The sequence below is a fragment of the Streptomyces sp. NPDC034103 genome (genome assembly GCF_055575395.1).
Map to the genome: position 1 here is coordinate 233,884 of NZ_JBVISS010000008.1, position 25,891 is coordinate 259,774.

At 70.9% G+C, this 25,891-nt stretch carries 25 protein-coding genes; 4 read left to right on the forward strand and 21 right to left on the reverse strand.

Annotation, left to right across the window (positions count from 1 at the left end; translation table 11 throughout):
• Positions 1-139: 139 nt before the first annotated feature.
• A complete protein-coding gene (locus ACZ56U_RS19565) occupies positions 140-937 on the forward strand; it encodes a tyrosine-protein phosphatase (protein WP_469085244.1) in 798 nt (265 codons plus the stop codon).
• 46 nt (positions 938-983) lie between these two features.
• Here ACZ56U_RS19565 and ACZ56U_RS19570 read toward each other — a convergent pair whose 3' ends face one another.
• The 20 genes from ACZ56U_RS19570 to ACZ56U_RS19665 form a co-directional block, all read right to left on the reverse strand.
• Positions 984-1,106, reverse strand: a complete 123-nt coding sequence (locus tag ACZ56U_RS19570; protein WP_469085245.1) for a DUF6126 family protein — start codon at positions 1,104-1,106, stop codon at positions 984-986.
• Entirely contained in the window at positions 1,103-1,720 is a 618-nt protein-coding gene (locus ACZ56U_RS19575) for a helix-turn-helix domain-containing protein (RefSeq protein WP_469085246.1), read from the reverse strand. The genes ACZ56U_RS19570 and ACZ56U_RS19575 overlap by 4 nt, the downstream gene beginning before the upstream one ends.
• A gap of 95 nt (positions 1,721-1,815) precedes the next feature.
• Positions 1,816-3,201, reverse strand: a complete 1,386-nt coding sequence (locus ACZ56U_RS19580; RefSeq protein WP_469085247.1) for an aspartate aminotransferase family protein — start codon at positions 3,199-3,201, stop codon at positions 1,816-1,818.
• A complete protein-coding gene (gene dxs, locus ACZ56U_RS19585; RefSeq protein WP_469085248.1) occupies positions 3,198-5,096 on the reverse strand; it encodes a 1-deoxy-D-xylulose-5-phosphate synthase in 1,899 nt (632 codons plus the stop codon). The genes ACZ56U_RS19580 and dxs overlap by 4 nt, the downstream gene beginning before the upstream one ends.
• Before the next feature lie 27 nt (positions 5,097-5,123).
• A complete protein-coding gene (gene ispG / locus ACZ56U_RS19590) occupies positions 5,124-6,281 on the reverse strand; it encodes a flavodoxin-dependent (E)-4-hydroxy-3-methylbut-2-enyl-diphosphate synthase (RefSeq protein ID WP_469085249.1) in 1,158 nt (385 codons plus the stop codon).
• Positions 6,282-6,285: 4 nt separating this feature from the next.
• A complete protein-coding gene (hpnH, locus tag ACZ56U_RS19595) occupies positions 6,286-7,308 on the reverse strand; it encodes an adenosyl-hopene transferase HpnH (protein WP_391235165.1) in 1,023 nt (340 codons plus the stop codon).
• A 5-nt stretch (positions 7,309-7,313) separates the two neighbouring features.
• Positions 7,314-7,955 carry a phosphorylase family protein gene (locus tag ACZ56U_RS19600; RefSeq protein WP_469085250.1) on the reverse strand — a complete coding sequence of 214 codons (642 nt, stop codon included), beginning with the start codon at positions 7,953-7,955 and terminating at the stop codon, positions 7,314-7,316.
• A gap of 1 nt (position 7,956) precedes the next feature.
• Entirely contained in the window at positions 7,957-10,053 is a 2,097-nt protein-coding gene (shc, locus tag ACZ56U_RS19605) for a squalene--hopene cyclase (protein ID WP_469085251.1), read from the reverse strand.
• Positions 10,054-10,174: 121 nt separating this feature from the next.
• Positions 10,175-11,302, reverse strand: coding sequence for a polyprenyl synthetase family protein (locus ACZ56U_RS19610; RefSeq protein ID WP_391235170.1), 1,128 nt, complete (start codon positions 11,300-11,302; stop codon positions 10,175-10,177).
• The gene (gene hpnE / locus ACZ56U_RS19615; protein WP_469085252.1) at positions 11,302-12,696 is read right to left on the reverse strand and encodes a hydroxysqualene dehydroxylase HpnE; all 1,395 of its coding nucleotides are present in this window, start codon (positions 12,694-12,696) and stop codon (positions 11,302-11,304) included. Before hpnE ends, ACZ56U_RS19610 begins: the two co-directional genes overlap by 1 nt.
• The gene (locus ACZ56U_RS19620) at positions 12,693-12,833 is read right to left on the reverse strand and encodes a DUF6380 family protein (protein WP_469085253.1); all 141 of its coding nucleotides are present in this window, start codon (positions 12,831-12,833) and stop codon (positions 12,693-12,695) included. The genes hpnE and ACZ56U_RS19620 overlap by 4 nt, the downstream gene beginning before the upstream one ends.
• Positions 12,833-13,783 (reverse strand): presqualene diphosphate synthase HpnD, encoded by a 951-nt coding sequence (gene hpnD, locus ACZ56U_RS19625; RefSeq protein WP_469085254.1) that lies wholly within the window; start codon positions 13,781-13,783, stop codon positions 12,833-12,835. Before hpnD ends, ACZ56U_RS19620 begins: the two co-directional genes overlap by 1 nt.
• Positions 13,780-14,682, reverse strand: a complete 903-nt coding sequence (gene hpnC / locus ACZ56U_RS19630; RefSeq protein ID WP_469085255.1) for a squalene synthase HpnC — start codon at positions 14,680-14,682, stop codon at positions 13,780-13,782. Before hpnC ends, hpnD begins: the two co-directional genes overlap by 4 nt.
• 384 nt (positions 14,683-15,066) lie before the next feature.
• Positions 15,067-15,843: an ABC transporter ATP-binding protein gene (locus ACZ56U_RS19635; protein WP_469085256.1), complete on the reverse strand. Its 777-nt coding sequence runs from the start codon at positions 15,841-15,843 to the stop codon at positions 15,067-15,069.
• Complete coding sequence (locus ACZ56U_RS19640) at positions 15,836-16,771, reverse strand: ABC transporter permease (protein WP_469085257.1); 936 nt, start codon at positions 16,769-16,771, stop codon at positions 15,836-15,838. Before ACZ56U_RS19640 ends, ACZ56U_RS19635 begins: the two co-directional genes overlap by 8 nt.
• 99 nt (positions 16,772-16,870) lie before the next feature.
• Positions 16,871-17,716 (reverse strand): glycosyltransferase family 2 protein, encoded by an 846-nt coding sequence (locus ACZ56U_RS19645; RefSeq protein WP_469085450.1) that lies wholly within the window; start codon positions 17,714-17,716, stop codon positions 16,871-16,873.
• 32 nt (positions 17,717-17,748) lie between these two features.
• On the reverse strand, positions 17,749-18,528 hold the full coding sequence (locus tag ACZ56U_RS19650; protein WP_469085258.1) for a CDP-alcohol phosphatidyltransferase family protein: 780 nt from the start codon (positions 18,526-18,528) through the stop codon (positions 17,749-17,751).
• A complete protein-coding gene (locus tag ACZ56U_RS19655; protein ID WP_469085259.1) occupies positions 18,506-19,567 on the reverse strand; it encodes an iron-containing alcohol dehydrogenase family protein in 1,062 nt (353 codons plus the stop codon). The genes ACZ56U_RS19650 and ACZ56U_RS19655 overlap by 23 nt, the downstream gene beginning before the upstream one ends.
• Entirely contained in the window at positions 19,555-20,307 is a 753-nt protein-coding gene (locus tag ACZ56U_RS19660) for a phosphocholine cytidylyltransferase family protein (protein ID WP_469085260.1), read from the reverse strand. The genes ACZ56U_RS19655 and ACZ56U_RS19660 overlap by 13 nt, the downstream gene beginning before the upstream one ends.
• On the reverse strand, positions 20,304-22,133 hold the full coding sequence (locus tag ACZ56U_RS19665) for a DUF5941 domain-containing protein (protein ID WP_469085261.1): 1,830 nt from the start codon (positions 22,131-22,133) through the stop codon (positions 20,304-20,306). The genes ACZ56U_RS19660 and ACZ56U_RS19665 overlap by 4 nt, the downstream gene beginning before the upstream one ends.
• Before the next feature lie 279 nt (positions 22,134-22,412).
• Here ACZ56U_RS19665 and galE point away from each other — a divergent pair, with 279 nt between their 5' ends.
• The 3 genes from galE (at position 22,413) to idi (ending at position 25,249) form a co-directional block, all read left to right on the forward strand.
• Positions 22,413-23,384: a UDP-glucose 4-epimerase GalE gene (galE, locus tag ACZ56U_RS19670; protein ID WP_469085262.1), complete on the forward strand. Its 972-nt coding sequence runs from the start codon at positions 22,413-22,415 to the stop codon at positions 23,382-23,384.
• Between the two features lie 132 nt (positions 23,385-23,516).
• On the forward strand, positions 23,517-24,458 hold the full coding sequence (locus ACZ56U_RS19675) for a cation diffusion facilitator family transporter (protein WP_469085263.1): 942 nt from the start codon (positions 23,517-23,519) through the stop codon (positions 24,456-24,458).
• Between the two features lie 197 nt (positions 24,459-24,655).
• The gene (gene idi / locus ACZ56U_RS19680) at positions 24,656-25,249 is read left to right on the forward strand and encodes an isopentenyl-diphosphate Delta-isomerase (protein WP_469085264.1); all 594 of its coding nucleotides are present in this window, start codon (positions 24,656-24,658) and stop codon (positions 25,247-25,249) included.
• A gap of 10 nt (positions 25,250-25,259) precedes the next feature.
• Here idi and ACZ56U_RS19685 read toward each other — a convergent pair whose 3' ends face one another.
• Positions 25,260-25,769 (reverse strand): ATP-binding protein, encoded by a 510-nt coding sequence (locus ACZ56U_RS19685; protein WP_469085451.1) that lies wholly within the window; start codon positions 25,767-25,769, stop codon positions 25,260-25,262.
• Between the last annotated feature and the right edge of the window lie 122 nt (positions 25,770-25,891).

Consider the following 25,891-nt stretch of genomic DNA (forward strand, 5'->3'; position numbering starts at 1 on the left):
TCAATCGCCAACATCATCAAGGGCTTCCGGGCCTGGAGGCAACGTCTGTGGACAACTGATTGCCCCGGGAACCGATGTCGTATCGTCATGAAAGCCCGTCGACGAGCCGCGGCGACGGTCCCGACCGGGAGGAGCCCCCGTGACGCAGCAGATCCCGTCGACCGAGCCCGAGCTGGCCGGCGTGCGCAACTTCCGCGACGTGGGCGGGCTGCCGACCGTCGACGGACGGCGGGTGCGCTACGGAGTGCTGTACCGCAGCGGCCACCTGGCACACGCGACCGACGAGGACGCCGCGTTCCTCACCTCGCTCGGACTGCACACGGTCTTCGACTTCCGCAACGCCTCGGACCAGAAGCTGGAGGGCCCCGACATCGAGCTGCCGGGCGTGCGCAACGTGAACCTCCCGCTGAGCGACCCGGCGGAGGGCTCGGAGTTCTGGAAGATGGTCCGCGACGGCGAGATCGAGCAGTTGCGCGAGATCCTCGGCGACGGCAAGGCGGCGAACCGCATGATCGCCTCGTACCGCCAGATCATCAAGGAGCGCACCGCCGAGCACTCCCGTGTCCTGCGCTCCCTCGCCGAGGAGAGTGTGCCCGCGCTGATGCACTGCGCGGCGGGCAAGGACCGCGCGGGTCTGTCCATCGCGGTGACGCTGCTCGCCCTCGGCGTGGAGCAGGAGGCGATCCTCGCGGACTACCTGGAGTCCAACGCCAAGCACCGCCGCTACAAGGTGCACCGCAGCAGCAGCTCGGCCGCCGGCTACTCCCCCGAGGTCATGGAGCTGCTCAGCCCCCTCTTCGAGGCGCGCGCCGAGTATCTCCAGGCCGCTTTCGAGACCATCGAGGAGACCTGGGGCGATGTCGACACCTACCTGGAGCAGGGCCTCGGCGTCACCCCGGAGCTCCGGGAGGGACTGCGCGAGCGCCTGCTGGACTGACGTCGGCCGCTCCCCGGCTCCTTGGCGGCTCTTCCTCGGCTACCGCTTACTGCTTGGCACCGAGTTCGAACAGCAGGTAGATGAACGCCGCGAAGACGTGCCCCACCGCGATGTAGATGATCAGCCGCACCCACAGGGCGCGGGGGAACTTCTCCTCCATGTCTCTCATGGCATCTCTCCAGGGGTGGGGCCCAGGCACAGCGTGGCCGTGGGGCTCTGCAACAGGGTGTGGACGAACAGCAGCTCGACCCCGTCGGGGTCCTCGGCCGCGATCCGGTGCGGGGTCAGCGAGTCGAAGTGCGCGCTGTCGCCGGGGGCGAGCCGGTGCGTGGCGTCCCCGAGGCGCAGCCGCAGCCGCCCGGTGAGGACGTACAGCCACTCCTCGCCCGGGTGCACGCGCACGATGTCGCCCTGGGAGCCGTACGGGACGTGCAGGCGCAGGGCCTGCATGCCGCGTCCGGGGGCGCCCGCCTGCCGGTAGGTCCAGCCGCCCGCGGCGGTCGGTTCCATGTCGGCGGCGCGCACGACGGCGTCCCGTTCGGCGACCGTCTCGCCGAGCAGTTCGGAGACCGTCGTACCGTAGATGCGGGCGAGCGCGAGCAGCATCGGCAACGAGGGCTGGCGCTGCCCGGTCTCCAGGCGGGAGAGGTGGGCGGGGGACGACCCCGCCGCCCGGGCCGCCGCCTCCAGGGTGAGGGAGGCCCGGCGGCGCAGCGCACGAAGCTGCGGCGCGACGGCGGGGAGGGCCCCGCCCGCCGGCGGCTCGTTCTCGGGAGAGCTCATGCTCCCCATTCAGCCGCAGGCTTGCCTCTGCGGCAAATTTCTTGCCTCAGAGGCAAAAGCCACTACCGGGAGTTCGACATCAACGGCGGTCCGGATCAGCGATTGGCCACCGCCTGCTTCACCAGCGTCTTCCCGAAGTCCCACATCAGCCCGCCACCGCCGTGCGCGTCGTCCATGATCTCGGTGAAGGCGTCCACGAACCGGTCCACCTCCCGCTCGCCGATCGTCAGCGGCGGAATCAGCTTGATCACCTCCAGGTGGTCGCCGGAGACCTGGGTGAGGATCCGGTGCCGCTGGAGCAGCGGTACGACGACCATCTGCGCGAACAGTCCCTTGCGGGCGGCCTGGAGCATGGTCCAACGGCTGCGCAGACCCAGCGACCTGGGCCTGCCGAACTCGATGCCGACCATCAGTCCTCGGCCGCGCACGTCGGCGAGCAGCTCGTACTTGTCGACCAGGGCGGCGAGCCGGGACCTGAGCAGGTCGCCCGTGGCGCGGGCGTTGGCGGTGATCTGCTCGTTCTCCATGACGGACAGCACGGCGAGTCCCGCCGCCATGGCCTGCGCGTTGGCCCCGAAGCTCGCCGAGTGCACCAGGACGCGGTCGATCGACGAGTAGACCTTCTTGAAGATCCAGTCCTTGCCGAGCGTGGCGCCGACCGGCACATAGCCACCGGAGAGCGCCTTGGCGACGCACACCAGGTCCGGCTCGACGCCGTCCTCGTGCTGGTAGGCGTAGAAGTCGCCGGTCCGGCCGAGTCCCGTCTGGACCTCGTCGGCGATCAGCAACGCCTTGTGCCGGTGCAGCAGTTCCTGGGCGGCCCGCAGATAGCCGGGCGGGGACTCGTGCACGCCCTTGCCCTGGATGGGCTCGACGATCAGGGCGGCGACGTCACCCTTGCGCAACTCCCGTGCCAGGGCGTCGAGATCGCCGAGCGGTACGGCGGTGTCGGGCAGCAGCGGGGCGAAGCCGTCACGGAAGCCGTCCTCACCGTTGACCGACAGCGAGCCCGTGGTCAGCCCGTGGAAGGCGTGCTCGCAGTACAGGACGCGCGGCCTGCCGGTGGCGCGCCGGGCGAACTTCAGCGCGGTCTCCACCGCCTCCGTGCCGCTGTTGCCGAAGAACACCCGGTCCAGGTGCGGGCTGTGGGACAGGAGCCGCTCCGCCAGCAGCCCGGGCAGCGGCTGGCAGTCGAACCGGGTGAGGTCGGCGAGCTGGGCGTCGAGGACGTCGTGCAGCGCCTTGCGGACCACGGGGTGATGGCGCCCCAGGCCCATCACCCCGAACCCGGCGAGCATGTCCAGGTAGTCGTTGCCGTCCGCGTCCCAGAAGTACGCGCCCTCGGCCCGCTCGTAGACCTTGTCGAAGCCGATGGTGTGCAGCATGCGCGGGAGCTGGTGGTTGAGGTACCTGGTGTGCAACTCGTAGCGCTCGGCTCCGCGTTCGGCCAGGAGTCTGCCGAGGTCGAACTCCGTGGTCATCCAGCAGTCTCCTTGGCTTCGGCCTGTGCCTGCACGGCCAGGCTCGCGCTGATCCGTCCCGCCACCTCGACCGGCGTCAGACCGATGTCGGCGAGCACCTCACCACGCTTGGCGTGCGCGAGGAACTGCTCCGGGATCCCGAACCGCCGTACGGGTACGTCGACTTCGGCATCCCCGAGCGCCAGCGCCACCGCGGCGCCCACTCCGGCGGCCCGGCTGTTGTCCTCGACCACGGCCACCAGCCGGTGTTCCGCCGCGAGGCCCGGCAGCGCGGGATCGACGGGCTTGACCCACCGGGGGTCCACGACCGTGCAGTCGACGCCCCGCGCCTCCAGCAGCTCGGCGGCCTGGAGGCAGACGGACGCCATCACACCGACGGCGACGAGAAGCACCTCGGGCCGCTCGCCCCGGCGCAGCACGTCCATACCGCCCACCTGGTCCACGGCCGGGACCACCGGGCCCACCGACTCCTTCGGGAACCGCACCAGCGTCGGCGCGTCGTCCACGGCGACCGCCTCCCGCAGCTGCGCCCGCAGTTGGTCGGCGTCCCGGGGCGCGGCGATCCTCAGTCCGGGGACGACCTGGAGGATCGACATGTCCCACATGCCGTTGTGCGAGGCCCCGTCGACGCCCGTGACGCCGGCCCGGTCCAGCACGAACGTCACCCCGCACCGGTGCAGCGCGACGTCCATCAGGAGCTGGTCGAAGGCCCGGTTGAGGAAGGTCGCGTACACGGCGACGACGGGATGCAGACCGCCGGTCGCGAGCCCGGCCGCGGACACCGCCGCGTGCTGCTCGGCGATGCCGACGTCCCACACCCGGTCCGGGAACCGCGCGGCGAACTTGCCGAGCCCCACCGGGTGCAGCATGGCCGCCGTGATCGCCACGACGTCCTCACGCTCCTCCCCGATCGCGACGATCTCGTCGCCGAACACCGAGGTCCAGGACGGCCCGCCCGACGGCGAGAGCGGCTCGCAGGTGAGGGGGTCCATCACCCCGACGGTGTGGAAGTGATCCTCCTCGTGGGCCAGGGCGGGCTCGTAACCGCGGCCCTTCTCCGTGAGGCAGTGGATCAGCACGGGCCCGTGGAAACGTTTCGCGCGCCGCAGCGCCGACTCGACGGCGCCGATGTCGTGCCCGTCGATCGGACCGACGTACTTCAGCCCGAGGTCCTCGAACATGCCCTGGGGCGCGAACGCGTCCTTGAAGCCCTTCTTCGCGCCGTGCAGCGACTCGTAGACCGTGTTGCCCACGACCGGGGTGCGCAGCAGGACGTCCTTGCCCCAGGCGAGGAACTTCTCGTAGCCGTCGGTCGTGCGCAGGGTGGCCAGGTGGTTGGCGAGGCCCCCGATGGTCGGCGAGTACGACCGCTCGTTGTCGTTGACGACGATGATCAGCGGCCGGTCCTTGGCCGCCGCGATGTTGTTCAGCGCCTCCCAGGCCATGCCGCCCGTCAGCGCCCCGTCACCGATGACCGCGACCACGTGCCCCTGCTCGCCCCGCACGTCGCGGGCCTTGGCGAGCCCGTCGGCCCAGCCGAGCGCGGTGGAGGCGTGACTGTTCTCGACGATGTCGTGCTCGGACTCCTCGCGCGAGGGGTAGCCGGACAGGCCGCCCTTGCCGCGCAGCTTGGAGAAGTCCTGACGCCCTGTCAGCAGCTTGTGCACATAGCTCTGATGGCCGGTGTCCCACACGATGCGGTCGACCGGCGACTCGAAGGCCCGGTGGAGCGCGATGGAGAGTTCCACCACCCCCAGGTTGGGCCCGAGGTGTCCGCCGGTCCTGGCGACCGCCTGCACCAGGAACTCCCTTATCTCCTCGGCCAGTTGGCCGAGTTCCGCTTCGGACAGCGCCTTTAGGTCGCGTGGTCCCCGGATGGTCTCCAGAATGGTCACGCTCGGGCCCCCTTCGGTCCGTGCTGTTCAACTCACGGTGACGGCCGGCTCCCCCGACGCGACGCCGTCCTGCTCCATCTGCTCGGCGATCTTCATCGCCTCCTCGATGAGGGTCTCCACGATCTTTGACTCGGGGACGGTCTTGATGACCTCGCCCTTGACGAAGATCTGCCCCTTGCCGTTGCCGGAGGCGACCCCGAGGTCGGCCTCCCGCGCCTCTCCGGGGCCGTTGACCACACATCCCATGACCGCGACGCGCAAGGGCACCTCCATGCCCTCCAGGCCCGCCGTGACCTCGTCGGCCAGCTTGTAGACGTCCACCTGGGCGCGCCCGCAGGACGGACACGACACGATCTCCAGGCGCCGCTGCCTGAGGTTCAGCGACTCCAGGATCTGGATGCCGACCTTGACCTCCTCGGCGGGCGGCGCGGACAGGGAGACCCGGATGGTGTCGCCGATGCCCCGGCTGAGGAGGGCTCCGAAGGCCACGGCCGACTTGATCGTGCCCTGGAAGGCGGGGCCGGCCTCCGTGACCCCGAGATGCAGCGGGTAGTCGCAGCTCTCCGCGAGCAGCGTGTACGCCCCCACCATCACCACGGGGTCGTTGTGCTTGACGGAGATCTTGATGTCCCGGAAGCCGTGCTCCTCGAACAACGACGCCTCCCACAGCGCCGATTCGACGAGCGCCTCCGGGGTCGCCCTCCCGTGCTTCTTCAGCAGCCGCCGGTCCAGCGATCCCGCGTTGACCCCGATCCGGATCGGGGTGCCATGGTCCTTCGCGGCCCGCGCGATCTCCTTGACCCTGTCGTCGAACTGCTTGATGTTGCCGGGATTGACGCGTACGGCCGCGCAGCCCGCCTCGATGGCGGCGAAGACGTACTTGGGCTGGAAGTGGATGTCCGCGATCACCGGGATCTGCGACTTGCGGGCGATGGTGGCCAGCGCGTCCGCGTCGTCCTGCGTGGGGCAGGCGACGCGGACGATCTGGCAGCCGGACGCGGTGAGTTCGGCGATCTGCTGGAGCGTGGCGCCGATGTCGGACGTGCGGGTCGTCGTCATCGACTGCACCGACACCGGGGCCCCGCCCCCGACCGCCACCGGCCCGACCATGATCTGGCGTGACACACGCCGCTCGGCGATCGGCCGGACCGGTACCTCGGGGACGCCCAGGGAAATGGCCGTCACGGCACTACTCGCGGTTTCCGTTGACGGTCTCGCGCATGGCCCGCAGCGACTCCTTCAGCGAGCCCATGGTGGCGAGGACGGCGGTCGGCTCGTAGCCGCAGTGCGCCATGCAGTTGGCGCAGCGCGGGTCCTTGCCGCGGCCGTACTTGTCCCAGTCGGTCTCCTCGATGAGTTCGCGGTACGTCGGCACATAGCCGTCGCTCATCAGGTAGCAGGGCCGCTGCCAGCCGAACAGGGAGTAGTTGGGGATCGCCCAGGCGGTGCAGGGGAAGTCGACCTTGCCCTCCAGGAAGTCCAGGAAGAGCGGGGAGTGGTTGAGCCGCCACTTGCGCCGGTTGCCGCCCGCGAAGGCCTTCTTGAACAGTTCGCGGGTCTGCTCCACGCCGAGGAAGTGCTCCTGGTCGGGAGCCTTCTCGTAGGCGTAGGCGGGCGAGATCATCATCTCGTCGACCTTGAGGTCGTCGTTGAGGAAGTTGAGCACCTCGATGATGGTCTGCGGGGTGTCGGTGTTGAAGAAGGTCGAGTTGGTGGTGACCCGGAAGCCGCGCCGCTTGGCCTCCTTGATCGCCGCCACCGCCTCGTCGAACACGCCCTCCTTGGCCACCGACTCGTCGTGCCGCTCACGCAGCCCGTCGATGTGCACGGCGAAGGCGAAATAGGGCGAGGGGGTGAACTTGTCCATCTTCTTGCGCAGCAGCATGGCGTTGGTGCAGAGGAAGACGTACTTCTTCTTCGCCACCAACTGCCGCACGATCTCGTCGATCTGAGGGTGCATCAGGGGCTCACCCCCGGCGATGGATACCATCGGGGCACCGGACTCAAGGACCGCGCCGACGGCCTGCGCCACCGGCATGCGCTGCTTGAGCACCCCCGCCGGATGCTGGATCTTGCCGCAGCCCTCGCACTTGAGGTTGCACGCGAAGAGAGGTTCCAGCTCCACGATCAGCGGGAACTTGTCCCGCTTGCGGAGCTTCTGTTCGGCCAAGTATGTAGCGACCTTGATGGACTGACGCAGCGGCATGGCCATCTGGCTCACCTCCTGGGGAGCAGCAAGGAACGGTGCCATTCGTAATAAGCGGGAAGGACGGAACGAAGGACGCGGAAGGCTGATATTCCACCGCGTACCGTGCCGATCCGGACGAGTTCATGTTCTGGAGCGTCCACGACCACCCGTACGGCCGCAACAGGGCGTGCGCCCGTCCGTACCGCACTGTGGAGCGTGGCCGCTGACTCCATGTCGACCGCGATCGCGCCGGTCGCGAGCAGGTCGGACCGTTCGTGACCACGGACGACGTGGTCGGAACCGGTGAGCGGTCCGGTGTGGACGGTACGTCCGGGGACGGCCCGGGCCAGCTCCTTGACGAGTAGGTCGGTCCCCACGCACGGAACGGTTCCGTCCGGGTCCCGGGTCTCCTCGGCGACGACGAGGTCGCCGGGGTGCATCCCGGAGGCGAGCCCGGCGCAGAAGCCGGTGGCCAGCACCGCGGCATCGGCGAGGGCCGGGTCGGCGAGGGCCCGGGTCACGGCCCGCTCGGCCGCCCTCGGGCCCATTCCGGTACGCAGGACGGTGACCGGCCCGTCGGCGCCGCCGCGGTCGCCGCTGCGCAGGGCGAGGTGCTCGATACCGAGCGCGCAGGCGATCAGCAGCGGTGCGGGGACCGGTCCGGCGCTCATCTCACGCCTCCCCCGCCTCGGCGAAGGGCTTCCCCGCGTCGACGGACGGCTTCCCCGAGCCGACGAAGGACCTCCCCGCGTCAGCGAACGACTTCCGGGCCTCGGCGGACAGCTTCCCCTTGTCGGCGAACGGGTCCCCGTACACGTACCGGCCGAGCGCCGTCAGCGGGAACACCTGCCGGTAGAGGTGGTAGTTGATGGAGAAGTCCCACGGGAAGCCGGTCCCGGTGAAGTAGGGCTCGTCCCAGGAGCCGTCCTCCCGCTGGGTGGCGGCCAGCCACTTCACGCCCCGCTCGACCGCCTTGGACTCCCTCTCGCCGGCGGCCAGCAGCGCCATCAGCGCCCAGGCCGTCTGCGAGGCGGTCGAGGCGCCGCGGCCGCTCCACTTCGTGGAGTCCTGGTAGGAGCGCAGGTCCTCGCCCCAGCCGCCGTCGTCGTTCTGGACGGACTCCAGCCAGGCCACCGCCCGCCGGATCGCCGGGTGCGCGCCGGGGAGGCCGGCGGCGACGAGCGCGGGGACGACGGACCCGGTGCCGTAGACGTAGTTGACGCCCCAGCGCCCGAACCACGAGCCGTCCGCTTCCTGTTCGGCGAGCAGCCACTCGATGCCGCGCCGGGTGCGCGGGTCATGGGCGAGCCCCTCGACCGCGAGCATCTCGACGACGTGCGCGGTGACGTCGGCGGAGGGCGGGTCGATGACCTCGCCGAAGTCGCAGAACGGCAGCCGGTTGGGGAAGGGGCTGGTGTTGTCGACGTCGAAGGCGCCCCACGCCCCGTTCCTCGACTGCATGCCGAGGTTCCAGCGCACCCCGCGCCCGATGGCGTTCTCCACCCGCTGCGGGTCGTGGTGCCTGACGCGGCGCAGCGCCAGGACCACCTCGGCGGTGTCGTCGATGTCGGGGTAGTTGTCGTTGTGGAACTCGAACGCCCAGCCGCCCGGCTGGAGTTGAGGCCGCTTTACGGCCCAGTCTCCGGGGCGGACGATCTCCTCGCCGAGCATCCAGTCCGCCGCCTTGACGACCTGCGGGTGGTCGGCGGGCACCCCGGCGTCGACGAGCGCGATGGTCGCCAGGCAGGTGTCCCACACGGGCGACTGGCAGGCCTCGATCATCCGGGCCCCGTCCTCGCGCCAGATGGCGAAGCGGTCCAGGGACGCCAGCCCCTCGCGCATCACGGGGTGCTGGAGGTCGTAGCCCAGCAGGTGCAGCGCGATGATCGAGTACACCGCCGGCGGCTGGATACCGCCCCAGCAGCCGTCGTTCTCCTGCCGCTCGATGATCCAGCGGGCGGCGGTGTTCATGGCCGCCCTGCGCAGCCGGCGCGGCACGACCTTGCGCACCTGGTGCAGCGCCTTGTCCAGCCTCTGGAAGGCGCCGTCCCAACTGGCCACCGGGGCACGGGGCGTGGCCGGGTTGGGGTTCGCCGGGTCGATGTGCAGTTCGTCGAGCGGGAACGGCGCGGGCCTCACCGGCCGCTTCGCGGAGACGATCGTCAGCGGGACGATGGTCTGCCGGGCCCAGCAGCCGAAGTCGTAGATGTTGAGCGGCATCCACTTGGGGAAGTAGATGAGCTCAGGCGGGAGTTCGGGAAGGTCCTCCCACTTCCACCAGCCGAACAGGGCCAGCCAGATCCGGGTGAAGACCCGGGCCGCGGCGATGCCGCCCTGGGCGCGGATCCACTCCGAGGCCCTCGCCATGTGCGGCTCGTCGGGGGCGTCCCCGGCCAGCCGGAGGGCGACGTAGGCCTCGACGGTGGTGGAGAGTTCGCCGGGTCCGCCGTAGAAGGAGGCCCAGGTGCCGTCCTCGCGCTGCTCGCCGCGGATGAAGAGACCGGCCGCGCGGGTGGTCGACTCGTCCTGGATGCCCAGGAACTGACGGAGCAGCAGATCCTCGGCGTCCATGGTGACGTTGGTCTCCAGGTCGCCCTTCCACCAGCCCTCGGCGTCCTGCCGGGCGAGCAGGAACGCCGTGGCGCGTTGCACGGCGTGTACGGCGGCTTCTTGTACCCCGGCCGCCGCGGGGGTGTCGAGGTCGGTTTCGCTGGCCGCGGCAGCCCGGGGCGGCAGGGCCCCGGTGCTTCCGTCGGTCGTCGCTGTCATGGCTTCCCCTTCGTGCAGTGTGCAATGCGGTGCTCTGCTGTGGGTCCGCCGTCGGCCGGTGCCTTTCCTTTCCTCGCAGCACCGGCCGGCGACTACGCGAGGGCTATTCGGCTGATAGGGCTCATCTCTTTCGTACGACGACGAAGTCGGCGAGCGCGGTGAACTGGGCCCGCACCCGGTCGGGCATGTCGACGGCGTCGAGCGCCTCGACGGCGATGGCGTGCTGGCGGCGGGCCTCACCGGCCGTCCAGTCCCGGCCCCCCGCCTCCTCGATGAGGGCGGCGCGGGCCGCGAACTCCTCCTCGGAGAAGTTCTCGAAGTCGCTGCTCTTGGCGTCCGCGGCGAGGATCTCGCCGAGCCGGTCGGAGGCGGGACCGCCCGCCGCGAGCGCGGCGACGACCGGCAGGGACTTCTTGCGCTGACGCAGGTCGCTCCAGGTCTGCTTGCCGGTGGAGACCGGGTCGCCCCAGATGCCGAGGAGGTCGTCGACGGCCTGGAAGGCGAGACCGAGGTGGTAGCCGTACTTCTCCAGGGTGTCGGCGGTGCGGTCGTCCGCACCGCCGAGCACGGCGCCGATGGAGCTGGCGCAGGCCAGCAGGGCACCGGTCTTGTTGCCCTCCATCTCCAGGCACTCCTCGACGCTGACGCGGTCGCGGTGCTCGTAGGAGATGTCCTGGGCCTGTCCGTCGATCAGGGCGCGGGTGGCGGCGGTCAGCCGGCGGGTGGCGCGGCCGGCCTCGACGGTGCCGAGTTCGAGGAGGACCTCGTTGGCGAGCGCGAACAGGGCGTCGCCGACGAGGATGGCCTGGGCCGGGCCGTGCACCTTCCAGACCGTGTCGCGGTGGCGGCGCTGCTCGTCGCCGTCCATCAGGTCGTCGTGCAGCAGCGAGAAGTTGTGCACCAGCTCCACGGCGACGGCGCCGGGGATGCCGGTCGCGGGCGCGGCACCGGTGACCTCGGCGGACAGCACGGCGAGCGCGGGACGCACGGCCTTGCCGCCGTCGCCGTCCGCGGGGTTGCCCGCGGCGTCGATCCAGCCGAAGTGGTAGGCGGAAACGGTGTCCATGGGAGGGGCGAGGCGGTCGATCGCCGCCCGCAGTACCGGAGTGGCCAGGGTTCGGCCACGCTCCAGCAGCGCGGTCACGTCCACCGCCTCGGCAGCCGTCGAGGCCGGGGGCACAGTGGGCACAGTCTCTCCTCTTGTTGCGGTGCCGGGGGTGCGGGGGCCTGCCGCGCGCTGGTCGAGCATCACGCCGCCTCCTCGAACTCGAAGAGGTGACGGGGGCGGGGCCGGCCCAGGGCGCCCAGCGCGGCGTCCGCCGCACTGACGCCACTGCGGACCGCACTCTCCATCGTCGCGGGCCACCCTGTGGCGGTCCACGATCCGGCCAGGTACAGGCCGGGGGCTTTGGTGCGGGCGCCGGGCCGCAGCCGTCCGACGCCGGGGGCGGGATCGAACGTCGCCGTCCGCTCCCTGGTCACGAAGAAGTCCTTCACCTCGGCGCCGCGCGCGCCGGGCAGCAGCCGCTGGAGCTCCGGGAGGTACTTCTCCCGCAGCGCGGCGACCGGCTCGTCGATGTCGTCCGCCGCGGCCGACTGGGACAGCGCCAGGTACTGCCCCTGGGCGAGCCCGGAGGCGTCGGTGCGGTCGAAGACCCACTGCACCGGGGTGCCGAGGGCGGTGAAGAAGGGACGGTTCAGCACCGGGCGGTCGTACACGACGTGCACGTTGAGGATCGGCGCGGTGCCGATCGCGAGCAGGTGTTCCGGGGCGTCGAGCGCGCCTGCGGGCAGCAGGTCGTGGGCCTCGCGCTGCGGTACGGCGAGCACCACACAGTCGGCGTAAAGCGTCTCGCCGGGCACCTGGACGCGCCAGGTCCCGTTCTCGTCGGCGGACAGGGAGGTGACGCGGGTACGGACCTCGGTACGCACGCCCGCGGAGTCGAGCGCCTTGCGGGCCAGCCGGTCGTGCAGGTCACCCAGCGGGACACGCGCCCAGCCGATGTCCGCCGCGCCCGGGTCGGACAGCAGACCGGTCTTGAACACCATCGCGGCGAGCCCCAGCGAGGCGTCGGAGGCCACAGCGTTGAGGGTGGCGACCCCGACCAGGTCCCACAGTGCCTCGACGGCGCGTGCCGACTGACCGTGCGCGGCCAGCCAGCTGCCGAAGTCCTGCGCGTCCAGGCTCGGGTCGGCGAGGTCGAGCCCCTTGAGCGCGAGCGCGGCGCGGCCGACCCTGGCCCGTTCGGCGAGCGAGAGGTGGGGGTACGTCGCCAGGCTGCGCCCCAGGTGCAGGGGCACCGGCAGCGGGTCGCGCCGCAGTCGGCCGAGCCGCCGTCCCTCGGGCTTGTCGACGTCGACCACGGGCACGTCGAGACGGCTCTGCAGCGGTGCCAGCGCCGCCCCCTCGATCCGGTCGAGGAACCAGCGGTAGGCGGTGCAGCAGCGCAGGTAGACGTGCTGTCCGTTGTCGACGGTGAGATCGCCGCGCTGGAAGGAGAAGGCGAGCCCGCCCAGGCGCGGCCGTCCTTCGAGGAGGGTGACGCGGACGCCCGCGTCGGCGAGGGCGAGCGCCGCGGTGATGCCGGCGAGCCCGCCGCCGATCACGACGGCGTCCCGCCCCGGCTGATTGCCGTCGGTCATCGTGCGTCCTCCCCTGCCCGGCCACCGTGGTGTGTGAACGATGCACGGCCGGCCGTCGCAGTCAGGGACGCGGTCCCTGAGCGGGGGGTTGCGTCGCACTGTTCCCCGGCGGCGTCACCCTGGACCGAATTGCCCATCAGGCGCGCCTCCTGACGGTCTGCCGCGTGACATGCCGGGTGTCGAGTCCGGACAGACCGCGCACGGCGACGTACGCCTTCTCGCGTCCGGGCAGCGAGACCCTCCCACGCAGCACCGCCTGCGGGTCGCGCTCGATGCGGTCGAGCAGCCGCCGGTAGATCCCGGCCATGGCGGCGACACAGGCGCCGCTGCGCCGGTCGAGCATCGGCAGCAGCCGGTAGCCCTCGGCGAAAAGGGCGCGGGCCCGTCGCACTTCGAAGTGGACGAGGCCCGCGAAGTCGGAGCCCTCCGGTGGGATCGGCCCGTTGAACCCGGCCGAGCAGCCGAATTTCGCGAGGTCGTCGGCGGGCAGATAGGTGCGTCCGTCCTCCGCGTCCTCGCGGACGTCTCTGAGGATGTTGGTGAGCTGGAGCGCGAGTCCGAGCGTGTCGGCATACTCCGGCGCGCGCTCGACGCCGCGCGCCCCCGGTTCGGTGCCGAACACCCCGAGCGAGAGCCGTCCGATGGCACCGGCGACACAGCGGCAGTAGACCTTCAGGTCGTCCCAGGTCTCGTAGGTCTCGCCGCGTACGTCCATCAGGACGCCGTCGATCAGCTCGTCCAGGCCGTCCAACGGGATCGGGAAGGTCTCGGCGGCATGGGCGAGGGCGACCGCGACCGGGTCGGTGTCGTCCTCCTCGACCGCGCCGCGGCGCACCCGGGCCAGCATCGCCCGGGTGTCCTCGAGTCTGGCCGCCTTGATGTCGTCGCCCAGCGCGCCGTCTCCGATGTCGTCGACCCTGCGCGAGAACGCGTAGAGCGCGGACATCGCACGCCGCTTGGGCGTCGGCAGCAGCCTGATGCCGTACGCGAAGTTACGGGCCTGCTGTCCGGTGACGGTCTCGCAGTAGCTGTAGGCGGCGAGTACCGGTGCGGACACGCGTGGTTCGGCCTCCACGGTCCGGATCACCCCTCTCCTCGCAGAGTCAGGCCCACCTCGCGCAGCAGCCGGAGCTTGCCGGGCTTGGGCGGGCCGGGAAGTACGTCGTATTCGGCGGCGGCGATCGCCTGGACGGCCGCCCTTCCCCCCGCCACGAACCCCGCGAGCAGCAGCTTCAGCCTGCCGTGGACGCTACCCACCAGGGGGGCGCCTTCATTCAGGAGATCGCGGGCGCGTTGTGCTTCGAACGCGACCAGTGCGCGCACCGATGCGCCCGCGGTCGTCGTGGCGAGATCCGCCTCCTGGACATGGAACCGCTTCATGTCCTCGGCGGGCAGGTAGACGCGGTCGCGGCCGAGGTCCTCGGCGACGTCCTGGAGGTGTTCGACGATCTGGAGCGCCGTGCAGACCGCGTCCGACAGCCGGACCCGCTCGGGGGTGGAGGTGCCGGTGACGCCGAGCACCAGGCGGCCGACGGGGTTGGCGGACAGTTCGCAGTAGGCGAGCAGGTCGTCGTAGGTCTCGTAGCGCTGGACCAGCTGGTCCTGGCGGTTGGCGGCGATCAGGGCGAGGAAGGGCTCGGGGGTCAGCGAGCGGCGGCGGACCGTCGGCTGCAGGCGCCGCAGCAGGGGGTGGCGGGGGGTGCCGTCGAAGACCCGGCGCAGGTCGGCCTCGAAGGCGTCCAGCAGCAGGAGCCGGTCCTCGGCGTCCCCGGGTCCGACGCCGAGCAGGCGGGCGTCGGCGCCGCCGGGGGCGAGGTCCCCGTCGCCGATGTCGTCGACGAGACGGGCGAAGCCGTACACCGCCATGAGATCGGTGCGCCAGGCCCGGGGCAGGAAGAAGGGAGCCACGGGGAAGTTCTCACCCGCGGCCTTGTCCAGCGTTCCGCGCTCCGGATCGGGGGCGCGCGCCGTGTCGGTTCCCGTCACCGCGAACTGCCCGGGGCGGGGACGGCAACTGCCTGGAGCTGGGGAGTTTCCGTAGCCATGGCCGTCACATCTCCCGTTCTACACCGCAGACCCAATACGCACTATTTCGGACACGCCGCCCAGCCTTCCGCGGAGCGGCCCTGACTGAGGGTGTCGGGCATTATCGCCCCACTTGCCGCGATTCGGGACCGGTACAGCTTACGTTGTACAACTCGGCGCGGGCAGCCGGGGTCTCCTGGACATCACAACAACACACCGATTGACTTCAAGATTCCTACGCCGTACCGAAGTTGACGTTTCCTTTGCAGACGCGGGGCCCCGCCGGAGCAGTTCCGGCGGGGCCCCGCGAAGCCTCGTGCCCCGGTGCGTCCAGGGGCGGGTGGACTACTTGCCCGTGAACTTCTCGTACTCCTTGAGGACCTCGTCGGTGGGTCCGTCCATGCGCAGCTCGCCGCGCTCCAGCCACAGCACCCGGTTGCAGGTGTCCCGGATCGACTTGTTGTTGTGGCTGACCAGGAAGACCGTGCCGGCCTCCTTGCGCAGCTCGCGGATCCGCTGCTCGGAGCGCTTCTGGAACTTGCGGTCGCCGGTGGCCAGGGCCTCGTCGATCATCAGGACGTCGTGGTCCTTGGCCGCGGCGATGGAGAAGCGCAGCCGGGCCGCCATGCCGGAGGAGTACGTGCGCATCGGAAGGGTGATGAAGTCGCCCTTCTCGTTGATCCCGGAGAAGTCGACGATCTCCTGGTAGCGCTCCCTGATCTGTTCCCGGGTCATGCCCATGGCGAGCCCGCCCAATATGACGTTGCGTTCACCCGTGAGGTCGTTCATCAGTGCCGCGTTGACGCCGAGCAGCGAGGGCTGGCCGTCGGTGTAGACCTTGCCGCTCTCGGCGGGCAGCAGTCCGGCGATGGCCCGCAGCAGCGTGGACTTGCCGGAGCCGTTGGAGCCGATCAGTCCGATGGCCTCGCCGCGGTAGGCGACGAAGGAGACACCGCGCACGGCGTGCACCTTGCGCACCCCGCGCTCCTCGCCGCGCTTGACGATGCGGCTGAGGGCGGCGGTGGCACTGCCCTTGCCAGACTTGGCGCCGTTGACGCGGTAGACGATGTGCAGATCGTCCGCGATGACGGTGGGGCGCACGTCGGTCTGCTGCTCAGCCACGGCCGTACCTCTCTTCCGCCTTCCAGAAGTAGACGAAGCCGACCACCCCGGCCAGCACCGCCCAGCCCACGGCGAAGGCCCACACGTGCGGGGGCAGGTACCCCGAGCCGTAGCCGTCGATCATCGCGAAGCGGACCAGGTCCATGTAGATCGCTGCGGGGTTCCACTGCAGGACCTCGGTGACCCAGCCCGGCATGTCCTTGTCGGCGAGCATGGCCGGGATGCTGAACATGACGCCCGAGGCGTACATCCAGGTGCGCAGCACGAACGGCATCAGCTGGGCCAGGTCGGGGGTCTTGCTGCCCATGCGGGCGAAGATCAGCGCGAGGCCGGTGTTGAAGACGAAGTGCAGGACCAGCGCGGGCAGCACCAGCAGCCAGGACAGGCCGGGGTAACTGCCGAACGCCACCATGACCACGACCAGCACGATCATCGAGTACAGCAGCTGCTGGAGCTGCTGGAGCGCGAAGGAGATCGGCAGCGAGGCGCGTGGGAAGTGCAGCGCGCGGACCAGACCGAGGTTGCCGGAGATGGCGCGCACGCCCGCGAGGACCGAGCTCTGGGTGAAGGTGAAGACGAAGACACCCGTCACCAGGAACGGCACGTAGATGTCGTGCGGGATGCCCTTCCGCGCGCCCAGCAGCAGACCGAAGATGAAGAAGTACACGAGCGCGTTCAGCAGCGGTGTGGCCACCTGCCACAGCTGGCCGAGCTTGGCCTGGCTGTACTGGGCGGTCAGCTTCGCCCGCGAGAACGCGAGGATGAAGTGGCGGCGGTCCCAGAGCTGGCGGACGTACTCGACGAGCGAGGGGCGGGCACCGCTCACGGACAGCCCGTACTTGTCGGCCAGCTGCGCCGCCGTGAGGCCCTCGTCGGGCGACGGAGGCGCGGTCACCGCGATCTGGCCGTCGTGCGTTGTCTCACTCACTAGTGGAAACTTTCGTCTTCGAGATGCACAGCCCGTGCGGGCTTGGGCATGAGCCGGGGGCCGGGGTCGGGCCCGGTGCCGCTCTCAGGTTCGAGCTTGTCAGATGACCGGGGGGCGGCCCAGTCGGGTCAGCCGCCACACCGTACGCCACTTCATCGGCCGACGTGGGCCGCACGCGGTGGTCCAGCCTTCCCGGAACCCGCCGAACCACGCCTTCAGCGCGGGCCGCGAGGGGCGGCGCACCAGGGTGAGCAGCATCCAGACCCCGAGGTAGACCGGGACCAGGAGCGCGGGGAGGTTGCGGCGGGCCAGCCAGACCCGGTTGCGGGCGACCATGCGGTGGTAGACCGCGTGCCGCGAGGGCGCGGTCGTGGGGTGGTACAGCACCATGTCGGACCGGTAGTCGATCATCCAGCCCGCGTCGAGAGCCCGCCATGCCAGGTCGGTTTCCTCGTGGGCGTAGAAGAATTCGTCCGGCAGGCCGCCGACTTCGGCGAAGACCTGGGTGCGGACGGCGTTGGCACCGCCGAGGAAGGTGGTCACGCGCGAGGAGCGCATGGGGTCGGAGGCGCGCAGCCGGGGGACGTGGCGGCGCTGGGTGAGGCCGGTGTCCGGGTCGGCGATGCGGAAGCTGATGATGCCGAGCTCGGGGTCCTCGGCGAACGCCGTGCGGCACAGCTCGGCGGTGTCGTGCTGCGCGAGGAGGCCGTCGTCGTCCAGGAAGAGCAATATGTCGACATCGCGACCGCTGGGGCCGAACGCCTCGATGCCGACGTTGCGGCCGCCGGGGATGCCGAGGTTCTCGGGCAGCTCGACGGTCCGCACGCCCTCCGGGACGTCGGGGACGGGCGAGCCGTTGCCGACGACGACCACCTCGACCCGGTCGCCGTCCTGCTTGGCGACCGAGTCGAGCAGGGCGCGCAGCTCGTCCGGGCGGTTGCCCATGGTGATGACGACCGCGCCGACCTTCAGGCCACTCACTTCAGCCTGCTGGAGGCGAGGATGGACACCAGGTGCAGCAGGGTCTGGAGCAGCGCGATACCGGCCAGCACCGCGACACCGAGGCGGGAGAAGAACAGGTCGCCGCGCAGGTGGTCGGCGACCGCCAGGACCACGATGAGCAGGGACGCCTCGATGCCGAGGATCAGCCGGTGGAACTTGAGCAGGGAGGCGGCCTTGCGGGCCAGCGCCATGCCGGAGGAGCGCATCTCGGCCGCCGACTCCTGGACCGGCGGCTTGCCGGCCTGGTGGCGGGCGACACCGACGAGGTCGGTCTCCGCCTTGATCAGGATGGCGCCGAGCGCGGCCAGGGTGCCGAGGAAGGCCCACAGCCAGTCGATGCGGCCGCTGCCCCACAGGTCGGCGGCGCGCAGGCCGAAGCCGACGAGCACGGCGGCGTCGGTGAGGTAGGCGCCGACCCGGTCGAGGTAGACGCCGTTGAGGGAGTACTGCTTCTTCCAGCGGGCGATCTCGCCGTCGACGCAGTCCAGCAGCAGATACATCTGCACGCAGACCACGCCTAGCACGGCCCCCCAGATCCCCGGCACGAGAAGCGCCGGGGCCGCGAGGACGCCGAAGACGGTCATCAGGTACGTGAGCTGGTTGGGCGTGACCCTGGTGTTGACCAGATAGCGGTCGACCCGCAGGGACACCTCGCGCATGTAGAGGCGCCCCATCCAGTGCTCACCGCTGCGCCGGTCCTTCACCCCGGCGGGGTGGACGACCGGACGGAGTTCAGCTACCGATGGTCTTGACATAGTCGACGTAGAGATCCTTGATCTGGTCGGGCTTGAGGTCGAGGTGTTCGAGGATCGTGTACCGGCCGGGCCGGGTCTCCGGAGCGAACTCCACGGCACGGACGAACTCGTCCACCGTGAAGCCGATCTCCTCCGGCAGCACCGGCAGGCCGTGCCGGCGCAGCACCGAGGCCATGTACGCCGATTCCTCGTGCGCCCCCCGCAGGAACATCGCGAAGGCCGCGCCGAGTCCGCACTGCTCGCCGTGGGCGGCTGCCCGCTTGGGGAACAGCAGGTCGAAGGCGTGGTTGATCTCGTGGCAGGCGCCGGAGGACGGGCGGGAGTCGCCCGAGACCGACATGGCGATGCCGCTGAGCACGAGCGCCTCGGCGAGCACCTGGAGGAAGTCGGTGTCCCCTATGCCACCGGGGTGCCTGAGCACGGCTTCGCCGGCCTGGCGGGCGATCGCGGCGGCGAGGCCGTCGATCTTCTCGCCCTTGACCCGGTTGGCCAGCTCCCAGTCCGCGATCGCGGAGATGTTGGAGACGGCGTCCCCGATCCCCGCGCGCACGAACCGGGCCGGGGCCTGGTGGATGACGTCCAGGTCGATGACGACCGCGATCGGGTTCGGAACGCCGTACGAGCCGCGGCCCGCGTCGTTGTCGAGCGTCGCGACCGGCGAGCACAGGCCGTCGTGCGCGAGGTTGGTGGGGACGGCGACCAGGGGCAGGCCGACACGCGCCGCGGCGAACTTGGCGCAGTCGATGATCTTGCCGCCGCCGAGGCCCACGACCGCGTCGTAGTGGCCGGCCTTTATGTCATTGGCCAGCTGCACGGCGTCGTCGAGGGTGCCGCCGCCGACCTCGTACCAGGTGGCGCCGGGAAGCGAGGGTTCGAGCCGCTGCCGCAGCCGGGCGCCGGAACCGCCGCTGACGGCGACGGCGAGCTTGCCGGAGTGCGAGACGCGCTCGTCGGCGAGCACGGCGGCCAGGTCGTCGAGGGCACCCGCGCGGATGTCCACGACGACCGGTGAGGGGATGAGCCTCGTCAGTACTGGCACGCGATCTCCCGTCCACGGGCGAGATCGTCATGGTTGTCGATCTCGACCCACTTGACGTCGCCGATCGGCGCGACATCGATCCGGAAGCCGCGGTTCACGAGCTCCTGGTAGCCGTGCTCGTAGAACTGCTGCGGGTCGGTCTCCCAGACCGTCTTCAGCGCGTCGGCCAGCTCGGGGGCGGCGTCGCCCTCGATGAGGGTGACGCCGATGTACTCGCCGGTGGCCTCGGCGGGGTCCATCAGCTTCGTGATCTTCGTCATGCCCTTGGCGGGGTCGACGACGACCTTCATCTCCTCGTCGGCGAGGCTCTTCACCGTGTCCAGGGCGAGGATGATCCGCTTGCCCTCACCGCGCGCGGAGAGCAGCGTCCTCTCCACGGAGACCGGGTGCACGGTGTCGCCGTTGGCGAGGATCACGCCGTCCTTGAGGGCGTCCCGGCCGCACCACAGGGAGTAGGCGTTGTTCCACTCCTCGGCCTTGTCGTTGTCGATGAGGGTGAGCTTGAGGCCGTACTTCGCCTCCAGGGCCGCCTTGCGCTCGTAGACGGCCTCCTTGCGGTAGCCGACGATGATCGCGACCTCGGTCAGCCCGATCTCGGCGAAATTGCCGAGGGTGAGGTCGAGAACCGTTGGCTCGCCCTCTATGCCCGCGGGGCCCACCGGCACCAGAGCCTTGGGAAGGCTGTCGGTGTAGGGGCGCAGACGCCGTCCGGCGCCGGCCGCGAGCACGAGGCCGATCATGCGGGTTCTCCTTCATCGTGTACGGCGGGTGCCCCAGCGGACACCCAGAAGCGGATGCTCTCGACGAGCACCACCAGGGCCACGGCCACGGCGAGGGCCGTGAGCGCGACCGTGAACTGCGAGGCGGTGAGCGCGGCGGCCAGGACGGTGACGAGCAGCGTCCGCCCTTCGTGCCCCCCGATGGCGCGCACCAGCCAGGCCGGGGGCGCGCCGGCGTTGCCGCGGATGCGGTACACCGTGTCGTAGTGATGGTAGGCGACCGCGGCCACCAGCCCGAAAGCCGCAGGAAGGGCGCCGTTCACGTCCGCCTTGGCCGCCAGGAGCAGGACGGTGCCGTACTCGGCCGCCCTGAAGAACGGGGGGATCAACCAGTCGAGGGCGCCCTTGAGGGGCCGCTCGATGGCTTCCGCGGACAGCATGATGTAGCCGCCGGCCATCAGCACGACCCACCAGTTCGGTCCCCACGCCCAGGCCCCGAGGGTCACCAGGAGAGCGCCGGCGGCGGCGCTGAGCGGGGCCGTGGGACGCGACGGGCCCGGCAGGAAGCGCGCGATCACCTCGGCCAGCGGCCCGCTGTCCGCGAGGTCCGCCAGGGCCTGCGCCGCGCGGTCCGTCCGCTTGGCCTTGCGGGTCAGCGAGCGCAGGACCCGGCCCGCCGTGGTGTAGGTCGCCGCGAACGCGCAGCCGATGAGCAGCGCGTAGAGCGTGATCCGAGGAGTCGTGGCCGCCGTGAGGACCGCGATCATCGCCCAGCGTTCACCGATCGGCAGCACGATCATCCGCCGGACCCACACGGTCCAGCCGACGCTGTCGAGCTTGTCCGAGAGGGCGGCCGTGGGGCTGGTGTTGGCGGTCGCGTCGTGGTTCGCCTCGTTGAAGGAGAAGTCCACGACGTGCCGGCAGGTCTGGAGGATCATCGCGCCGAGGGCGAGGGCCCACACGTCGTCGCCGCCGCGGGCCGCTCCGAGGGCGAGGCCCGCGTAGTAGGCGTACTCCTTGGCCCGGTCGAAGGTGGCGTCGAGCCAGGCGCCGAGCGTGGAGTACTGGAGGGAGTAGCGGGCGAGCTGGCCGTCGGTGCAGTCCAGGACGAAGGACGCGATCAGCAGCACGCCGGCCGCGACGAACCCGCCGCGCGTGCCGGTGGCCGCGCAGCCCGCCGCGATCAGGGCGGTGATCAGGGAGGCGGTGGTGACCTGGTTCGGGGTCAGGCCCCGGCGGGCGCACCAGCGGGCGATGTAGCGGGAGTACGGGCTGACGCAGTACGTGGTGAAGAAGCCGTCGCGGGACTTCACGGCCGACTTCAGGCGTACGGCTTCGTCGTCGACGTCCGCGACGGCCTGCCGTGCCTCGTTGCGGGCCTGCGGGTCGGTGGGGACGACGGCGACCAGGCTGCCGAGCTCGGGGCGGTGGACGCCTGCGTCGTCGGCGTCCAGGGCGGTGACGACGCGGTCGGCGAGGTCCCCGACGGTGCTCACGCTCAGCTTCGTGTGCCCGGGGGCGCTCCCGTCCGTCGTACCGCTCCCGGCGCTGCTCTCCCGGGCCATCGCGCGGGTCAGGGCCTGGCGGCCGGCCGGCTGGGCGGTGACGGCGCCGGGCACCGCGGCGAGCGGGAAGCGGGGGTCGGTGAGGCCGAGGCGCAGGGCGTGCAGGTGGCCGACGAAGCGGGCGTCGACCACGGCGACCCGCTGGTCACCGGGGACCTGGGCGAGGAGCGTCTCGGCGTCGGTGGCGTCCGAGGCGATCCGGACGTCGAAGCCGAGGGACCGCAGATCGCTCTCGATCGACGATCCGGGGACCGGCTGACCGGTGAGGATGGCGGTCGGCAACCGAACTCACTCCCTGGGTGCCGGCGCCTGGGCGCCGGTCGGTACACGGTGGGGGCGCCCCTTACCGATGACGGTCGGGCGGCATGTCGGCAGAGGCTATCGGATGCCGGGAGGCCCTCGTTCACCGCCCGTTCATGGGCCGATCAACGGTGTCTCCCCCGGCCTTTGCCGCGATCATCATGGGTGATCACGGGCCCCGCCCACAAACCGCGCCCCGGGCGCAGGGGGCATCTCGGACATAGCGGTGGCCGTTCCGGGCTCGGCATAGGGTGGGCGACCATGACATGGCTGATCACAGGCGGAGCGGGATACATCGGGGCCCATGTGGCGCGGGCCATGACGGAGGCCGGGGAGCGTGTCCTGGCGCTGGACGACCTGTCGGCCGGGGTCCCGGCCCGGTTGCCGGCGGACGTCCCGCTCGTCCGGGGTTCGTCGCTGGACGCCGCTCTGCTGAAGCGGGTGCTCGCCGAGCACGAGGTGAGCGGGGTGGTGCACCTGGCGGCGCGCAAGCAGGTCGCCGAGTCCGTGGCGCAGCCCACGCGGTACTACCAGGAGAACGTCGGCGGACTGGCGACGCTGCTGGAAGCGGTGGCCGGGGCCGGGATCGAGCGCTTCGTCTTCTCCTCCTCGGCCGCCGTCTACGGCAACCCCGATGTGCGGCTGATCACCGAGGAGACCCCGTGCGCCCCGGTGAACCCCTACGGGGAGACGAAGCTCGCCGGGGAGTGGCTGGTGCGGGCGGCGGGTCAGGCGCACGGCATCTCGACGGTGTGCCTGCGCTACTTCAACGTGGCGGGAGCGGCGGCGCCCGAGCTGGCGGACACCGGTGTGTTCAACATCGTGCCGATGGTCTTCGACCGGCTCACCCGTGACGAGGCCCCGCGGATCTTCGGCGACGACTACCCGACACCCGACGGCACCTGCGTGCGGGACTACATCCATGTCGCCGACCTGGCCGAGGCGCACCTCGCCGCGGCCCGGCGCCTGGCCGAGGGCGGCCCGGTGGGCGACCTGACGGTCAACATCGGTCGTGGCGAGGGCGTCTCCGTGCGCGAGATGGTCACCGTCATCGGCGAGGTGACCGGCGACCGGCGGGCCCCCGTCGTGGAACCGCGGCGCCCGGGCGACGCCCCGGTCTCGGTCGCCTCCGCGGCCCGGGCCGCGGAAGAGCTGGGCTGGACCGCCCGCCGGGACGTGCGCGCCATGGTCGAGTCGGCGTGGCAGGGCTGGCGGCTGCACCACGCCCGGTGAACCGAACCGCCCTGACCTGCGGATCGTTTGCGCAGGTCAGGGCACATGACAACGGTGTTCAGTGCCGCGTTGCCCGATACCCCCCACCCGTAGTTCACTGGTGATCCCGACGAACCACAGGAGGCGGCCTTCATGGGGGCTGGGCACGATCACGGGCACGCGCACTCGCATGCGCCGACCGGCGGTACCGCCACCGCGGCGTACCGCGGCAGGCTGCGCGTCGCGCTGTCCATCACGCTCACCGTCATGGTCGTCGAGATCGTCGGCGGCGTCCTCGCGGACTCCCTCGCCCTGGTCGCCGACGCGGCGCACATGGCGACGGACGCGCTGGGCCTCGGCATGGCCCTGATGGCGATCCACTTCGCGAGCCTCCCGCCGAGCGGCAAGCGCACCTTCGGCTACGCCCGCGCTGAGATCCTCGCCGCGCTCGCCAACTGCCTGCTGCTGCTCGGCGTCGGCGGTTACGTGCTCTACGAGGCGATCCAGCGGTTCCTCACACCCGCGGGCACCGAGGGCGGGCTGACGATCGTGTTCGGCGCGATCGGTCTGGTCGCCAACATGATCTCGCTGTCGCTGCTGATGCGCGGTCAGGCGGAGAGCCTGAACGTGCGCGGGGCGTTCCTGGAGGTGGCCGCGGACGCGCTGGGCTCGCTCGCGGTGATCATCTCCGCGGTGGTGATCCTGACCACCGGCTGGCAGGCCGCCGACCCGATCGCCTCCCTGGTCATCGGCCTGATGATCGTGCCGCGGACCTGGAAGCTGCTGCGCGAGACCCTCGACGTGCTGCTGGAGGCGGCCCCGAAGGACGTCGACATGGACGACGTAAGGGCCCACATACTCGCCCTCGACGGCGTGGAGGACGTCCACGACCTGCACGCCTGGACGATCACCTCCGGCATGCCGGTGCTGTCGGCGCACGTGGTGGTGAGCGGGGACGCGCTGAACACCATCGGCCACGAGAAGATGCTCCACGAGCTCCAGGGCTGCCTGGGCGACCACTTCGACGTGGAGCACTGCACCTTCCAGCTGGAGCCGGGCGGGCACGCGGAGCACGAGGCGAGGCTCTGTCACTGAACGTCCGTGAGCGCACCCGGACGTCCCGTACGGGTGGTTCAGGGGGAATGCAGCGATCCGGTGCGCGGTCGCGTCCTTCTCCGCGCAGCGCCGCCCCGGACGGTTCCCCGTCCGCCGCGCCGGGCACGATCAACTGCCGGGTGTGCCGTTTTCGTGCGGCACACTTGGGGCGCGAAAAACCGATGCGAAGGATGGGTATGCCGATCACACCTGCCACCGCGACGCACCGTACGTCGAACGGCACCGCTGACGCGATCCTGCTGGAACTGGTCGACGAGAACGGCGTCACGATCGGCACCGCGGAGAAGCTCGCCGCCCATCAGCCCCCGGGGCAGCTGCACCGCGCCTTCTCCGTGTTCCTCTTCGACGAGCGGGGCCGACTGCTGCTCCAGCAGCGCGCGCTGGGCAAGTACCACTCCCCCGGCGTGTGGTCCAACACCTGCTGCGGGCACCCCTACCCGGGCGAGGCCCCGTTCGCGGCGGCGGCCCGGCGCACCTACGAGGAGCTGGGCGTCGCGCCGTCGCTCCTCGCGGAGGCGGGCACGGTCCGCTACAACCACCCGGACCCGGACTCGGGCCTGGTGGAGCAGGAGTACAACCACCTCTTCGTCGGGCTGGTGCAGTCGCCGCCGCGTCCGGACACCGAGGAGGTGGGCGCCACGGCCTTCGTGACCCCCGCGGAGCTCGCGGAGCGGCACGCGAAGGACACCTTCTCGTCCTGGTTCATGACAGTGCTGGACGCGGCCCGTCCGGCGGTCAGGGAGCTGACGGGCGCGTCCGTCGGCTGGTGACGGGCGTCCGCTAGGGCACCCGCGCGGGGGCGAACGGCAGGGCGACCCAGATCACCTTCCCGCCGTTCGCCGTGTGCTCGACGTCGCAGACGCCGCCCGCCTCCCGGGCGACCTCGCGCACCAGCAGCAGTCCGCGTCCGCCGGTCTGGCCGTGGTCGGCCTCCAGGGCGGTGGGACGGTAGGGGTGGTCGTCCTCCACGGACACCCGCACCCACTCGGCGCCGACGGCGACCTCCACGGCCAGCGTCGGCGACAGCAGGGCCGCGTGCTTCACCGCGTTGGTGACCAGCTCGGAGACGATCAGCAGCAGCCCTTGCACCAGGTCGTCCGGGACCGGTACGCCCTGCCGCAGCAGCAGGTCCCGCACGGCGTGCCGCGCCTGCGGGACCGAGGCGTCCACGGCGGGGGCGGTGAACCGCCAGACGCCTTCGTACGGCAGTGGCCCGGTCGGGCCGGGAGCCGGCCCCTCCACCTCGTCTGCCGCTGGGCGTGGGCCTGACCCTCGCCCATGGTTCTCCATCGTCCGGTCGCCACCCTCGCGCTCGATTGTCACCACACGTCGAGTGTTGGCAACGAGTCGCTTCGCACCGGATGACTGAACAGAAGTCAGCGCATATCGAGCGCTTGTGACCGCGCCTGTAC